This window comes from Streptomyces sp. N50, assembly GCF_033335955.1.
Taxonomy (GTDB): Bacteria; Actinomycetota; Actinomycetes; order Streptomycetales; family Streptomycetaceae; genus Streptomyces.
Window position 1 is genome coordinate 8,485,288 of the sequence record NZ_CP137549.1, and the last position, 14,713, is coordinate 8,500,000.

14 protein-coding genes are annotated in these 14,713 nt (G+C 70.2%); 6 read left to right on the forward strand and 8 right to left on the reverse strand.

Annotation, left to right across the window (positions count from 1 at the left end):
- Positions 1-19: 19 nt before the first annotated feature.
- The 4 genes from iolD to iolC are packed head-to-tail and all read right to left on the reverse strand — an operon-like array spanning position 20 to position 4,694.
- A complete protein-coding gene (iolD, locus tag R2B38_RS37650) occupies positions 20-1,897 on the reverse strand; it encodes a 3D-(3,5/4)-trihydroxycyclohexane-1,2-dione acylhydrolase (decyclizing) (RefSeq protein WP_318020275.1) in 1,878 nt (625 codons plus the stop codon).
- Positions 1,897-2,793, reverse strand: a complete 897-nt coding sequence (iolB, locus tag R2B38_RS37655) for a 5-deoxy-glucuronate isomerase (RefSeq protein ID WP_318020276.1) — start codon at positions 2,791-2,793, stop codon at positions 1,897-1,899. Before iolB ends, iolD begins: the two co-directional genes overlap by 1 nt.
- Before the next feature lie 14 nt (positions 2,794-2,807).
- Positions 2,808-3,686 carry a deoxyribose-phosphate aldolase gene (locus tag R2B38_RS37660; RefSeq protein WP_318020277.1) on the reverse strand — a complete coding sequence of 293 codons (879 nt, stop codon included), beginning with the start codon at positions 3,684-3,686 and terminating at the stop codon, positions 2,808-2,810.
- Between the two features lie 39 nt (positions 3,687-3,725).
- Positions 3,726-4,694, reverse strand: coding sequence for a 5-dehydro-2-deoxygluconokinase (iolC, locus tag R2B38_RS37665; RefSeq protein ID WP_318020278.1), 969 nt, complete (start codon positions 4,692-4,694; stop codon positions 3,726-3,728).
- Positions 4,695-4,982: 288 nt separating this feature from the next.
- Here iolC and R2B38_RS37670 point away from each other — a divergent pair, with 288 nt between their 5' ends.
- The 6 genes from R2B38_RS37670 to R2B38_RS37695 all read left to right on the forward strand — a co-directional run bounded on the left by R2B38_RS37670 (position 4,983) and on the right by R2B38_RS37695 (position 10,614).
- Positions 4,983-6,002, forward strand: a complete 1,020-nt coding sequence (locus R2B38_RS37670) for a sugar ABC transporter substrate-binding protein (RefSeq protein WP_318020279.1) — start codon at positions 4,983-4,985, stop codon at positions 6,000-6,002.
- A complete protein-coding gene (locus tag R2B38_RS37675; RefSeq protein WP_318020280.1) occupies positions 6,002-7,078 on the forward strand; it encodes an ABC transporter permease in 1,077 nt (358 codons plus the stop codon). The genes R2B38_RS37670 and R2B38_RS37675 overlap by 1 nt, the downstream gene beginning before the upstream one ends.
- A gap of 5 nt (positions 7,079-7,083) precedes the next feature.
- Positions 7,084-7,998, forward strand: a complete 915-nt coding sequence (locus R2B38_RS37680) for an ATP-binding cassette domain-containing protein (protein WP_318020281.1) — start codon at positions 7,084-7,086, stop codon at positions 7,996-7,998.
- Position 7,999: 1 nt separating this feature from the next.
- Positions 8,000-8,908 carry a sugar phosphate isomerase/epimerase family protein gene (locus tag R2B38_RS37685; RefSeq protein WP_033279197.1) on the forward strand — a complete coding sequence of 303 codons (909 nt, stop codon included), beginning with the start codon at positions 8,000-8,002 and terminating at the stop codon, positions 8,906-8,908.
- 19 nt (positions 8,909-8,927) lie between these two features.
- Positions 8,928-9,953, forward strand: coding sequence for a Gfo/Idh/MocA family oxidoreductase (locus R2B38_RS37690; RefSeq protein ID WP_318020282.1), 1,026 nt, complete (start codon positions 8,928-8,930; stop codon positions 9,951-9,953).
- 145 nt (positions 9,954-10,098) lie between these two features.
- Positions 10,099-10,614, forward strand: coding sequence for a hypothetical protein (locus R2B38_RS37695; RefSeq protein WP_318020283.1), 516 nt, complete (start codon positions 10,099-10,101; stop codon positions 10,612-10,614).
- On the opposite strand, the gene R2B38_RS37700 is transcribed toward R2B38_RS37695, so the two are convergent.
- The 4 genes from R2B38_RS37700 to R2B38_RS37715 form a co-directional block, all read right to left on the reverse strand.
- Complete coding sequence (locus R2B38_RS37700) at positions 10,563-11,585, reverse strand: Gfo/Idh/MocA family oxidoreductase (RefSeq protein WP_318020284.1); 1,023 nt, start codon at positions 11,583-11,585, stop codon at positions 10,563-10,565. The two genes, R2B38_RS37695 and R2B38_RS37700, sit on opposite strands and share 52 nt — an antisense overlap.
- Positions 11,582-12,586, reverse strand: coding sequence for a Gfo/Idh/MocA family oxidoreductase (locus R2B38_RS37705; protein WP_318020285.1), 1,005 nt, complete (start codon positions 12,584-12,586; stop codon positions 11,582-11,584). Before R2B38_RS37705 ends, R2B38_RS37700 begins: the two co-directional genes overlap by 4 nt.
- 79 nt (positions 12,587-12,665) lie before the next feature.
- On the reverse strand, positions 12,666-13,469 hold the full coding sequence (locus R2B38_RS37710; RefSeq protein WP_318020287.1) for an SDR family oxidoreductase: 804 nt from the start codon (positions 13,467-13,469) through the stop codon (positions 12,666-12,668).
- An 8-nt stretch (positions 13,470-13,477) separates the two neighbouring features.
- Positions 13,478-14,653 (reverse strand): phytanoyl-CoA dioxygenase family protein, encoded by a 1,176-nt coding sequence (locus R2B38_RS37715; protein WP_318020288.1) that lies wholly within the window; start codon positions 14,651-14,653, stop codon positions 13,478-13,480.
- Positions 14,654-14,713 lie beyond the last annotated feature (60 nt).

A 14,713-nucleotide genomic window follows, 5' to 3' on the forward strand; every position in this document is an offset into this window, starting at 1 on the left:
GGGAGGGGAGTTCAGCAGCTCAGAGGTGACGGCGACGGTCGGCGACCTGGCGGTCGTACTCCTCGCGGGCCTGTACGGCGGACTGCCGCGAGGCGGTCTCGGCGACAGGTACGTCCCACCAGGCCTCGGCCGGGGGAGCGGTCGGGGTCGCGATGTCGGTCTCGACGTAGACGCACGTCGGCCGGTCGGAGGCGCGGGCCGTGGCCAGCGCCTCGCGCAGTTCGCGGACCGTCTTGGCGCGCAGGACGTCCATGCCGAGGCTGGCCGCGTTGGCGGCGAGGTCGACCGGGAGCGGGGCGCCGGAGAAGGTGCCGTCGGCCGCGCGGTAGCGGTAGGCGGTGCCGAAGCGCTCGCCGCCGACGGACTCGGAGAGGCCACCGATGGAGGCGTAACCGTGGTTCTGGATCAGGACCAGGTTGACCGGGAGACCCTCCTGGACCGCCGTGACGATCTCCGTCGGCATCATCAGGTACGTGCCGTCGCCGACCAGCGACCAGACGGGGGTGTCGGGGGCCGCCTGCTGGACACCGATGCCGGCCGGGATCTCGTAGCCCATGCAGGAGTAGCCGTATTCGAGGTGGTACTGGCGCGGCGAGCGCGCCCGCCACAGCTTGTGCAGGTCGCCGGGGAGGGAACCGGCCGCGTTGATGACCACGTCGTCGTCGCCCACAACTGAGTCGAGGGCGCCGAGGAGTTGGGTCTGTGTCGGTACGGCGTTCTCGTCCGGGGCGGTGAACGCGGCGTCGACCACCCGTTCCCAACTCTCCTTGCCCGCGCGGTACTCCGCCTCGTAGGCGGGGGCCACGCGGTGGCCTGCGAGGCCCGAAGTCAGCGCTTCCAGACCGGACTTCGCGTCGGCCACCAGCGTGCGCGCGGCCAGCTTGTGGGCGTCGAACGCGGCGATGTTGAGGTTGACGAACCGTACGTCCGGGTTCTGGAACAGGGTGTTGGAGGCCGTCGTGAAGTCCGTGTACCGGGTGCCGACGCCGATCACCAGGTCCGCCGTGCGCGCGATGTCGTCGCTGACCGCGGTGCCGGTGTGGCCGATGCCGCCCAGGTCGGCCGGGTGGTCGTGGCGCAGCGAGCCCTTGCCCGCCTGCGTGGAGGCGACCGGGATGCCGGTCGCGTCGACGAGCGCCTTCAGCGCCTCCTCGGCGCGGCTGTGGTGGATGCCGCCGCCCGCGACGATCACGGGGCGAGTGGCGTTCCTGATCTCCGCCACTGCCTCCTCAAGCTCCAAGGGGTCGGCTGCGGGACGCCGTACGTACCAGACACGATCGGCGAAGAACTCCTCCGGCCAGTCGTAGGCCTCGGCCTGAACGTCCTGCGGGAGAGCGAGAGTTACGGCTCCGGTCTCGACCGGGTCGGCCAGGACGCGCATCGCGTTCAGGGCGGCCGGGATCAGGGCCTCGGGGCGCATGACGCGGTCGAAGTAGCGGGAGACCGGGCGCAGCGTGTCGTTGACCGAGAGGTCGGCCTCGACCGGGTGCTCCAGCTGCTGGAGCAGGGGGTCGGCGGCGCGGGTCGCGAAATAGTCGCCGGGGAGGAGCAGGACCGGCAGGCGGTTGATCGTGGCCAGCGCGGCGCCCGTGACCAGGTTGGTGGCGCCCGGTCCGATCGACGTCGTGACGGCCTGCGCGGAGAGGCGGTCCAGCTGGCGGGTGTAGCCGACTGCCGCGTGCACCATGGCCTGTTCGTTGCGGCCCTGGTGGAACGGCATCGTGTCCTCGCCGGCTTCGAGCAGCGCCTGGCCGAGTCCGGCAACGTTGCCATGGCCGAAGATGCCCCAGGTGCCGGCGATCAGCCGGTGCCGTACGCCGTCGCGCTCGGTGTACTGGACCGACAGGAACTGCACCAGGGCCTGGGCGACGGTCAGGCGGCGGGTGGGGGTGCTCATCAGGACTTCTCCGGTGCCGTGTAGAGGGGGAGTCGGGGGTCGACGGGCTGCTCGGGCCAGGTGCCGCGGACCCAGGCGTGATCGGGGTGGTCGCAGATCAGCCAGGAGCGGTCCTCGTCGGGACCCGCCATGACGTTGAGGTAGTACATGTGGTGGCCGGGCACCGCCATCGAGGGCCCGTGCCAGCCGTCCGGGATCAACACGACGTCTCCGCCCCGGACTTCGGCCAGGACGTCCGTGTTACGGCCCTGTCCTGAGGGGGAGACGCGCTGGTAGCCGAGACCGGGGGTGCCCTCGTGGTCGGCGAACTCGAAGTAGTAGACCTCTTCGAGGACGGACTCCTCGCCGGGCCGGTGCTCGTCGTGCTTGTGCGGCGGGAAGGAGGACCAGTTCCCGCCAGGAGTGATCACCTCTACGGCGATGAGCTTGTCGCACTCGAAGACGCCGGCCGCGCCGAAGTTGTTGACCTGGCGGCTGCTGTTGCCGGTGCCGCGCAGCTCCACCGGCACCGACGAGGCCGGGCCGTAGCGCGCGGGCAGCCGACGGGTGCAGCGGGCGCCGGTCAGCGCGAAGCGGCCGCCGCCGGGAGACGAGATCGTCGTACGGGAATCGCGTGGCACGTACGCGAAGTCGCTCACGGCGGTGAACACGCTCTCGCGGCCGTGGAGTTCGAAGGTGTCGTGGCCGAAGTCGTCGGCGGCGGAGACCGTGCAGGCGCCGCTGAGCGGGACGACGATCCACTCGCTGTCGTCGGTGTCGAAGGTGTGGGTGCCGCCCGGCGGCAGTTCCAGGACCCGCAGGCTGGAGTAGCCCCAGGCCGCCGACTCGGGGGTGACGTCCACGACGTAGGGGCCGCCGAGGGCCTTGCCCGCGGGAAGGTGGTACGCGCTCGTCATGGTGTGCCTCCGGTTCACAACAGACCTACGGCGGTGTCCACCGCCGTCTCCACGCCGCCGTCGGCGGGGTAGAGCAGGGAGCGGCCCACGACCAGGCCCTGGACGGTGGGCAGGCGCAGCGTCTTGCGCCACTTCTCGTACGCGCCCTCCTGGTCGTCGCCGACCTCGCCGCCGAGCAGGACGACGGGCAGGGTCGACGTCTCCAGGACCTCGGCCATGTCGTCCGGGTCGTCGGTGACGGGCAGTTTCAGCCAGGTGTAGGCGGAGGTGCCGCCCAGGCCCGAGGAGATCGCGATGGAGCGGGTCACGGCCTCGGCGGACAGGTCGTTGCGGACCTTGCCGTCGACGCGTCGGGATATGAACGGCTCGACGAACAGGGGGAGTTGGCGTGCCGCCATGTCGTCTATCGCCCGCGCCGTGGACTCCAGGGTGGTGAGCGAGCCCGGGTCGTCGTAGTCGATGCGGAGCAGCAGCTTGCCCGCGTCGAAGTCGAGGCGCTCGATGTCCTCGGCGCGGTGGCCGGTGAAGCGGTCGTCCATCTCGAAGGCGGCGCCGGACAGGCCGCCGCGGTTCATCGAGCCCATGACGACCTTGCCGTCGAGGACCCCGAGCAGGAGCAGGTCCTCGAGTATGTCGGCGGTGGCGAGCACCCCGTCGACGCCGGGCCGGGACAGTGCGATGCAGAGGCGTTCCAGCAGGTCGGCGCGGTTGGCCATGGCGGTGCGGCGGTCGCCGACGCCCAGGGCGCCGCGGGCCGGGTGGTCGGCGGCCACGATCATCAGGCGGCCGCTGTCGCCCAGCAGCGGGCGGCGCACCCGGCGGGCGGCCGCCTCGGCGATGGCCTCCGGGTGCCGGGCTCTGACCGTGACCAGGTCGGGGATGCTGATGCTCAAGACAAGCTCCGTTCAGGGGTGGCTGTGGCGGCCATGTGGTCAGCCGCCCACGCGCGCGCCGGCGAGGAGGTCCTCGACCTCGGACTCGGTGGGCATCGCGGTGGAGCAGGCGAGGCGGGAGGCGACGAGGGCGCCGGCCGCGTTGGCGAACCGCATGGACCGTTCCAAGTCCCAGCCGGACAGCAGGCCGTGGCAGAGCGAGCCGCCGAACGCGTCGCCCGCGCCGAGGCCGTTGAGCACCTCTACCGGGACCGGGGGCACCTCGGCGGTCGTGCCGTCGCGGTGCACGGCCAGGACGCCCTTGGGACCCTGCTTGACGACGGCGAGTTCCACGCCCGCGTCCAGCAGCGCCTGGGCGCAGGCGCGGGGCTCGCGGACACCGGTGGCGATCTCGCACTCGTCGAGGTTGCCGACCGCGACCGTCGTGTGGCGGAGGGCCTCCGCGTAGTACGGGCGGGCCTCCTCCGGGTCCTTCCAGAACATGGGGCGCCAGTCCAGGTCGAAGACCGTGGTGCCCGCCTTGTCGCGCGCCTTGAGGGCGGCGAGCGTGGCGGAGCGGCTCGGCTCCTCGCTCAGTCCGGTGCCGGTGATCCAGAAGACGCGGGCCTGGCGGATCGCGAAGTAGTCCAGCTCGTCGGTGTGGATCTCCAGGTCCGGGGCCTTGGGCTGCCGGTAGAAGTACAGCGGGAAGTCGTCCGGCGGGAAGATCTCGCAGAAGGTGACCGGGGTCGGGTACTCCGCGACGGGCGTGACCCAGCGGTCGTCGACGCCGAAGTCCTTGAGGGCTTCGTGCAGGTACGTCCCGAAGGGGTCGTCGCCGGTGCGGGTGATCACCGCGGTGCTCCGGCCGAGCCGGGCGGCGGCGACCGCCACATTGCTCGCGGAACCCCCGAGGAACTTGCCGAAGGTCTCCACACGGGCCAGCGGTACGCCAGACTGCAACGGGTAGAGATCGACCCCGATGCGGCCCATGGTGATGACATCGAAGGACTGGGCTGACTCGGCCATGCGCGACACTCCTCTGAGCTGCTGGGGGTGGGCGGGTCCCAGGGGCCTGCCGCCTCCCAGGTGTAGGTCTCGGAGGGGCTCCGTGTCAATAGTTTGTACTTACATTCGGACCTGCTCGTGAAATGATGTCTTAACAAAGTATTGACAGCGGACGCGCCCAGGGATTTGATTCCGTCCCAGCGCAACAGCCGTGTTTCGCGGCAAAGGACCCAGGGCCGACAGGCCCCGAGCCCGGATTTCTGCGATCATGACTCCCTTTCCCCTGAAGCACAGTGAGGTGCAGGAAAGATGGACCGTTCCACTTACTCCCGCTCGCGCAGAATGGCCCCCATCGTGGCGGTGGCCGCGGCAGCGGCCCTGACCCTCGCCGGCTGCTCCAGCAGCTCGGGCGGAAAGAAGGCCACGGAGGACAGCTCCGGCGCCTCCGCGGGCAAGGCGAGCACTCCTCGGATGACGGTCGCCCTGGTCACGCACCAGGCTCCCGGCGACACGTTCTGGGACATCGTCCGCAAGGGCGCCCAGGCCGCCGCCGACAAGGACAACATCAAGCTCGTCTACTCGGCCGACCCGAACGCGGGCAACCAGTCGAACCTGGTGCAGAACGCGATCGACCAGAAGGTCGACGGCATCGCGGTCACCCTCGCCAAGCCCGACGCCCTGAAGGACGTCATCGGCAAGGCGAAGACCGCGAACATACCCGTCGTGGGCCTCAACTCCGGTCTCAGCGACTGGAAGAAGCTCGGACTGCTGGAGTTCTTCGGCCAGGACGAGACGGTGGCCGGCGAGGCGCTCGGCAAGCGGCTGAACGCGGAGGGCGCCAAGAAGGCCGTCTGTGTCATCCAGGAGCAGGGCAACATCGGTCTGACGCAGCGCTGCGACGGTGTGAAGAAGACGTTCACCGGCACCACCGAGGTGCTCAACGTCAACGGCACGGACATGCCCTCGGTGAAGTCGACGATCACCGCCAAGCTCACGCAGGACAAGGCGATCGACTACGTCGTCACGCTGGGCGCCCCGTTCGCCATGACGGCCGTGCAGTCGCTGTCCGACGCGGGCAGCAAGGCGAAGGTCGCGACCTTCGACCTGAACAGCACCCTGACGGGCGCCATCAAGAAGGGCACCGTCCAGTTCGCGGTGGACCAGCAGCCTTACCTCCAGGGCTACTTGGCGATCGACTCCCTGTGGCTCTACAAGAACAACGGCAACTACAGCGGCGGCGGTGAGCAGCCCGTACTGACCGGCCCGGCCTTCGTCGACAAGACCAACGTCGACGCCGTGGCGAAGTACGCCGCCAACGGAACCCGGTGATGAGCATGACCCAGCACGCCGAGCCGGCGGTGACCTCACCGCCGGCCCCCGGCCCACAGGAGACCGACGGCCGGACCTCTGAACGGCCCCTGGTGATACGGCTGTTGGCGCGTCCCGAGATAGGTGTCTTCCTCGGCGCCGCCGCGGTGTACGTGTTCTTCCTGATCGCCGCTCCGCCCGTGCGGGACGGCGCCGCGATGGCGAACATCCTCTACAGCTCGTCGACGATCGGCATCATGGCGCTGCCGGTGGCCCTGCTGATGATCGGCGGGGAGTTCGACCTCTCCGCCGGTGTCGCGGTGATCACGTCGGCGCTGACCGCGAGCATGCTCAGCTACCAACTCACCATGAATGTATGGGTGGGTGTGATCGTCGCGCTGCTGGTGTCGCTGGGGATCGGGTTCCTCAACGGCTGGATGGTCGTGAAGACCGGACTGCCCAGCTTCCTGGTCACCTTGGGCACCTTCCTGATCCTCCAGGGCGTGAACCTCGCGGTGACGAAGCTGGTCACCGGGAATGTCGCGACCGACGACATCAGCAACATGGACGGCTTCAGCCAGGCCAAGAAGGTCTTCGCGGCGTCGTTCGACATCGGTGGTGTCGACGTGAAGATCACGATCTTCTACTGGCTGGTGTTCGCGGCGATCGCGACCTGGGTGCTGCTGCGCACGAAGTACGGCAACTGGATCTTCGCGGTCGGCGGGAACAAGGACTCCGCGCGGGCCGTGGGTGTGCCGGTGGCGTTCACGAAGATCTCGCTGTTCATGCTGGTCGGTCTCGGTGCCTGGTTCATCGGCATGCACCAGCTGTTCACGTTCAACACCGTGCAGTCCGGCGAGGGCGTCGGCCAGGAGCTGATCTACATCTCCGCGGCCGTGATCGGCGGCTGTCTGCTGACCGGCGGTGCCGGTTCGGCGATCGGCCCGGTCTTCGGGGCGTTCATGTTCGGCATGGTGCAGCAGGGCATTGTCTACGCCGGCTGGAACCCCGACTGGTTCAAGGCGTTCCTCGGCGTGATGCTGCTCGGCGCCGTCCTCATCAATCTGTGGGTCCAGCGCACCGCGACCCGGAGGTGACCTTCATGGCAAGCAACGAATCCGGCACTCACGGCGCCATCCTCGAAGACAGCGCGCCGAGCGAAGCGGACGCGCCGATCGTCCAACTGCGCAACGCGGGCAAGTCCTACGGCAACGTCCGCGCCCTGCACGGCGTCGACCTCGCCGTCCGCCCCGGCCAGGTCACCTGTGTCCTCGGCGACAACGGCGCGGGCAAGTCCACGCTGATCAAAATCATCTCCGGCCTGCACCAGCACACCGAGGGCGAGTTCCTCGTCGACGGCGGACCCGTGCACTTCACCACCCCGCGCCAGGCGTTGGACCGCGGCATCGCGACGGTCTACCAGGACCTGGCCGTCGTGCCGCTGATGCCGGTGTGGCGCAACTTCTTCCTCGGTTCCGAGATGACGAAGGGCCCCTGGCCCGTGCGCCGTCTCGACATCGAGCGGATGAAGAAGACCGCGGACGAGGAACTGCGGAACATGGGCATCGTCCTGGACAACCTGGACCAGCCCATCGGCACGCTGTCGGGTGGCCAGCGCCAGTGTGTGGCGATCGCCCGCGCCGTCTACTTCGGGGCGCGTGTCCTGATCCTGGACGAGCCGACAGCCGCCCTGGGCGTCAAGCAGTCCGGTGTGGTGCTGAAGTACGTGGCCGCGGCTCGTGAACGCGGCCTCGGCGTCATCTTCATCACGCACAACCCGCACCACGCCTACATGGTCGGCGACCACTTCAGCGTCCTGCGTCTGGGCACGATGGAGTTGTCGGCGGAGCGCAGCGAGATCACCCTCGAAGAGCTCACCAACCACATGGCAGGCGGCACCGAACTCGCCGCGCTCAAGCACGAGTTGTCCCAGGTACGCGGTGTCGATGTCGAGGAGCTCCCCGACGCGAAGTCCCTGAAGGCGCCGGTGGCCGCGTCTCCCGAAGGGACCGCCTGACATGTCGGACCGTCCCTTCCTGGACCGTATCCGGGTCGGTTCGGCCCCCGACTCGTGGGGCGTGTGGTTCCCGGACGACCCCCAACAGGTGCCGTGGCAACGGTTCCTGGACGAGGTCGCGCAGGCCGGTTACTCCTGGATCGAGCTGGGCCCGTACGGCTATCTGCCGACCGATCCGGCCCGGCTCACGGACGAGATCGCCCGACGTGACCTGAAGGTCTCCGCGGGCACGGTCTTCACCGGCCTGCACCGGGGCCCGTCCGTGTGGGACGCGACATGGGAGCACGTCAGCCAAGTCGCCGCGCTCACCCAGGAGATGGGCGCGCGGCACCTGGTCGTCATCCCCTCCTTCTGGCGGGACGACAAGACCGCCGAGATCCTGGAACCGCCGGAGCTGACCGGCGAGCAGTGGGCCCACCTCACCAAGGGCATGGAGCGGCTCGGGCACGAGGTGAAGGAGGCGTACGGGCTCGACATCGTCGTCCACCCGCACGCCGACACCCACCTCGACACCGAGGACCACGTCGAGCGCTTCCTCGACTCGACCGACTCCGAACTGGTCAACCTCTGCCTGGACACCGGGCATTACGCCTACTGCGGCGGCGACAGCGTCAAGCTGATCGAGACGTACGGCGAACGCATCGGCTATCTGCACCTCAAGCAGGTCGACCCGGAGATCCTTGCCGACGTCGTCAAGAACGAGGTGCCGTTCGGGCCGGCCGTGGCGCGCGGGGTGATGTGTGAACCCCCGTCCGGCGTACCGGAGTTGGAGCCGGTGCTGATCGCGGCGCAGCGCCTGGGCGTGGAACTGTTCGCGATCGTCGAGCAGGACATGTACCCGTGCGAGCCGGACAAGCCGCTCCCCATCGCGGAGCGCACCCGCAAGTTCCTCCGTTCCTGCGGTGCCTGACCATGTGAAAGGACGGCCGATGGCCATCAGCCCGCGCGACACGCTCGGAGTGGCAGTCGTCGGAACCGGAAAGATGGGCGCCGACCACGTCCGCAGGATCCAGGACGTGGTCAACGGAGCCCGGGTGACCGCGGTCGTGGACGTCGACGCCGAGCGCGCCAAACGGATCGCGTCCGGTGTCGACGGCTGCACCGCGTACACCGACCCGGCCGCCGCGATGGCGGCGGCCGACGTCGACGCGGTCCTGATCGCCTCACCGGGCCCCGCCCACGAGGCGGCCCTGCTCGCGGCCTTCGAGCACGACCTCCCGGTCCTGTGCGAGAAGCCGCTCACGCCGGACGCGGCCTCGGCGCTCCGGGTGATGGAGGCGGAGACACGTCTCGGTCACCGCCGGGTGCAGGTCGGCTTCATGCGGCGCTACGACGCCGAGTACATGAAGCTCAAGTCCCTTCTGGAGACAGGCCAGTTGGGCCGCCCGCTGATGCTGCACAACCGGCACCGCAACGCGGCCAGCCCGCCTTTCTTCACCAGCTCCATGCTGATCAGCGACTCCGTGGCGCACGAGACCGACGCGACCCGTTGGCTGCTCGGCCAGGAGATCACGGCCGTGACGGTGCTGCGGCCGCGCCCCACGGCGAGTGCCCCGGAGGACCTCCAGGACCCGCAGTTCGTCGTCTTCGAGACCGACGGCGGCGCGATCGTCGACGTCGAGATGTTCGTCAACTGCGGCTTCGGCTACCAGGTCCAGGCCGAGGTCGTCTGCGAACGCGGCACCGCCCGCATCGGCGACGGCCACGCCATGGTCACCAACATGGCCGGCCGCTGGGGCGGCACCATCGCCCAGGACTTCGTCGAACGCTTCGCCGACGCCTACGACCGCGAGGTCCAGACCTGGGTCGACGCGACCCGCCGCGGCGAGGTGACCGGGCCGAGCGTGTGGGACGGGTACGCGGCGGCGGCCGTGTGCGAGGCGGGCGTTCGGGCGTTGGAGGAAGGGGTTCGGGTGGAGGTGGAGTTGGTGGAGCGGCCCGGGTTCTACCGGTAGCCGCTCCGGCGAGGCGGCACACCCTGCAACCAACTGCCCACTCGCAGCCGTCTTTTGTCCTCGAACGAGGAGGGCAGGGGGGCGCGGATGGGGCCGGTGCGCATGCTGCGCGTGACGGCACGAGTCACTACTCCCGGTGTGGGCGGTGCGCTGCTCGGGGCCGCGCTGCTGCACTGCGCGGCCCCGCCCGTTCGTCGAGTCCGACCGCGAGACCTACCGTCCGCTGATCGCGCGTCGGCTGCGGGTCCTCGCCCGGGCTCTCGGCCGTACCGGCGACCACATGGCCGCCGTGGCCTGCTACGAGGAGGCGGAGTCGTTCCTGCGGGACCCGCCCGGAGACCCCCGTACGGACGCCGACCTGGCGCTCACGGTCTCCGGTCTGTCCGTCGCGCTCACCAGGGCGGCGCTGGCCGGGCTGGGCGCCGGTCGGCCCGAGGAGGCGGTCGCCGCGCTGCGTTCCCTGCTCGCCCTCACCCGCCGGAGCGCCGCCGCCGACGTCCACGCCCGCTGCGTCATCACGTTCGCCCGGGCCCGTGCGGAACGCCCGGACGACATCGACATCGTCCGGGCGTGGGAGCGGTTGGTCGGGCAGCCGTACCCGACCTTCGTCTACCGCAGAACCGACACCCGCGGCCGGGGCGCGAACCCCGCCGCGCGGTAGGCGTCGTCGATGAGGGTCATCGTCGCGACCGCGTCGTCCGGTCCCAGGGGCAGGGGCGCGCCGTTCCTCAACCGGGCGGCGAACGCCTCCAGTTGGTAGGTGTAGGACGAGCGGCGGCCGAGGCGTTCCGTGCGTTCGCCGTCCGTGGTGCGGATGACGATGCGGTCGTCCAGTTGGGGAAGGACGAAGTTCGGGGCGAAGGCCTCGCCCCGGCTGCCGGTGATGCGGCAGCTCATGACCAGTTCGTCGTACGCCATGTGGCAGCGGGCGGTGCCCGTGGCGCCGCTGGGGTAGACGAGGTTGGCGTCCAGCCACTCGTCGACGCCGGGGGCGCCCGCGTGTTCGCCGCCGCGGGCCGAGACGAGGCGGGGTGCGCCGCCCGCCCAGGGGGCCAGCGTGCGCAGGGCGTGCAGGCTGTAGCAGCCCAGGTCCATCACGGCGCCGCCGGCCAGGTCCAGGGACCAGCGCGGGTCGGTGTCCGGCGGGGCCGGGATCGCCACGAGCGTCTCGACGTGCCGGAGTTCGCCGAGTTCACCGGAGGCCAGCAGTTCGTGCAGGCGCCGGGTGACCGGGTGGAAGAGGTAGTGGAACGCCTCCATGAAGACCGTCCCGGACTTCGCGGCCGCCTCCCGGACCTCGGCGGCCTCCTCCGCGTTGCTCGCCGACGGCTTCTCCGACAGGACGTGCTTGCCCGCCGCGAGCGCGGCGAGGTTCCACGGTCCGTGCAGTCCGTTGGCGAGCGGGTTGTAGACGACCTCCACCTCCGGGTCGGCGATCAGGTCGGCGTACGAGTCCGCCACCCGTTCGACGCGGTGCGCGGCGGCGTACGCCTCCGCCCTGGACCGGTCCCGCGCGGCCACCGCGACAATGCGGTGGCCGGTGGTCCGGGCCGGACCGATCAGGGACTGCTCGGTGATCCGAGCCGCTCCCAGTACTCCGATGCGCAGTGGTTCCCGGCCCGGACCGCTCATGCCTCCCGTACCTCCTGGATGGTGACCGGGCGGTGCTCGTGCAGCGACAGGGTGCAGGCGTCGGCGATCCAGCCGGCCTCCAGGGCGTCCGCGACCGTGCAGGGGGAGGGGCGGGTGCCGGCGACGACCTCGGTGAACGCGGTGAGTTCGGCGCGGTAGGCCGCCGTGAAGCGGTCCATGAAGAAGTCGTGCGGGGTGCCCGCCGGGAACGTCACGCCCGGCTCGACCGAGCGCAGCGGCAGCTTGTCCTCCAGACCCACGGCGATGGAGTCCGTGAAGCCGTGGATCTCCATGCGGACGTCGTAACCCCGGGCGTTGTGGCGGGAGTTGGAGACCACCGCGATGGTGCCGTCGTCGAGGGTCAGGATCGCGCCGGTGGTGTCGGCGTCGCCCGCCTCCTTGATGTACTCGGCGCCCCGGTTGCCGCCGACCGCGTACACCTCGGTGACCTCACGGCCGGTGACCCAGCGGATGATGTCGAAGTCGTGCACGGAACAGTCCCGGAAGATGCCCCCGGACGCGGCGATGTACGCGGCCGGCGGCGGCGCCGGGTCCAGCGTGGTGGAGCGCACGGTGTGCAGCTTGCCCAGCTCACCGGACTGCACGGCGGCGCGCGCGTTGACGAAACCGGCGTCGAAGCGGCGGTTGTAGCCGATCTGGATCGGCACGCTGCTGCCCTCGACGGCCTTGAGGACCTGGACGCCCTCGGCCATCGTCTTCGCGACGGGCTTCTCGCAGAAGACGGGGATACCCGCCTCCACGGCGGCCAGGATCAGGCCGGGGTGGGCGTCGGTCGCCGCGGCGACGACGACACCGTCGATCCCGGCGGCCAGCACGGCCTCGGGGGAGTCCGCTACCTCGGCGCCGAACCGCTCGCCGGCCTTCTTGGCGGCCTCCGCGAACGGGTCGGCCACGACGAGGGACTCGACGACGTCGAGTCCGGACAGGGTCTCGGCGTGGAAGGCGCCGATGCGGCCGAGGCCGAGGATTCCGATGCGCATGAGGGCTCTTGCTTTCTTGAGAGGTGCGGGTGTCGTGCGGTGGTTGTCTTGGAGCGGTCCAATTGCCGGACGGCACAGGTCAGTCGAGGGCGCCCAGGACGTTCTGGTCCCAGTCGATCACCGAACCGGTGACCACCCCGGACCGGTCGGACAGCAGGAACACCACGAAGTCGGCGATCTCGTCCGGTTGGCCGAGCTTGCCCATCGGCAGCCGTTCGGCGGCCTGTTGGCGCCAGTCGTCCCCGGCGCCGTGGAAGGTCCGCTGGATGGCGTCCTCGCCCTCGGTCGCGGTCCAGCCGATGTTGACGGTGTTGATGCGGATCCGGTCGAAGCGGTGCGCGTGTGCGGCGTTGCGGGTCAGGCCCGCGAGGCCGGCCTTGGCCGTGGAGTACGGGGCGAGGTGAGGGGGCCCGCCGTGGGCGCAGTTGGAGCCGATGTTGACGATCGTGCCGGGTGCGGAGCGGGAGGTCATGTCGGCGACCGCGGCCTGCATCGCGAAGAACGGTGCCTTCAGGTTGATCGCCATGTGCTGGTCGAACAGTTCCGGCGTGGTGTCCAGCAGCGAGCCGCGCGAGGTGAGTCCGGCGGAGTTCACCAGACAGTCGACACGTCCGTGCGCGGCGATCACCTCGGCCACCGCGCCCTTCGCCCGCTCGGCGTCGGACAGGTCGGCCCGTACGAACGTCGCCTTGCCGCCCGCCTCGGCCAGTTCCGCCACCAGGGCATCACCGGGCTCGGCGCGGCGACCGGTGAAGGTCACCACCGCCCCCTCGCGCACCGCCGCCCGCACGATCGCGGCCCCCACGCCCTGGCTGCCGCCGTTGACGAGGACGACCTTGCCGTCGAGGAGCCCTGTGAGCCCCGTACGTTCCGTGGATCCCATGGTGTTCCTCAGCTCTCGCGCCGCTCGGCACCGGCCCGCAGCTCTCCGCGGAGCGCCTGCGGGTCCCACCCCTCACGCACCGCGCGCCGCACGAGGTCGGCCTGCGAAGGAGGGGCCAGCCCCTCGACCGGTGGGTCGTTGTCGAGGTTGGTCGGGAACGGATAGCCCTCGGCACTCGCCGCGACGACCGTGTCCAGCCATTCCTCACTCGCACCCTCGGCCTTGCGTTTGAGCAGCACCGGGAAGACCGCGTTGCTGACGGCCTCGCGGTCCACCGTCTCCATCGCCCGCCCGAACGCGGACGACACCTGGAGCAGGTTGGCCATCCGCCGCACGTCCGCCGTGCGGTTGGTGCCGGCCGCGTGGAAGAGCGCGGGGTTGAAGAACGCGGCATCGCCCTTGGCGAGTGGGAGTTGGATGTGGTTGGCCTCGAAGTAGGCCTGGAATTCCGGCAGTCGCCACGCCAGATAGCCCGGCTCGTACTTCTGGGAGTGCGGCAGGTACATCGTCGGCCCCGACTCGACCGGCATGTCGCAGTGGGCGACCGCCCCTTGGAGCGTGAGCACGGGGGAGAGGCGGTGCACGTGCGCCGGATACCCGGCGGCGGCCTCGTTCGTGAGGAACCCGAGGTGGTAGTCGCGGTGCACGGTCTGTGCGGCGCCGCCCGGGTGGACCACGTTGATCTGCGAGGTGACCTGGTAGCCCGGGCCGAGCCACGCGACGGACACCAGCGCCAGGATGTCGTTCGCGTAGTAGTCGGCGAACGCCTCCGGGTCGTAGAGCGCGGCCTTCTCCAGCGCGTTCCACACCCGGTCGTTGGCCCCCGGCTTCGCGAAGTGGTCACCGGCGCCCGCGCCCGACGCGCGCTGCTCGGCGATCAGGGCCTCGAACACCTCGGTGGAACGGTCCACGACCGACAGATCCGGGAAGGCGCCCTGAAGGACCACGATGCCGGGCCCCTCGGCGAACGCCCGCACCAGCTCGGCCTGCACCTCGCGATGCTCACCGGCCGCCACGGACTTGCGGAGCCGGTCGCTGTCGTAGACGAGGACGTTCCGCTCGACCGAGGACGCGTACGGGAAGTCGGCCAGGTCGGTCGGCTGCTCGACGAGGGCGCGGAAGGCGTCGAGGTCGCAGTCCTGCTCGGTGAGCCAGGCGCGGGTTTCTGCTGATGTGAAGGACATCGTCGTCCCCTCGGGTCACGGAGCGGTGCTGTCCTGTCATTCTTGTCAGTACAAACCCTT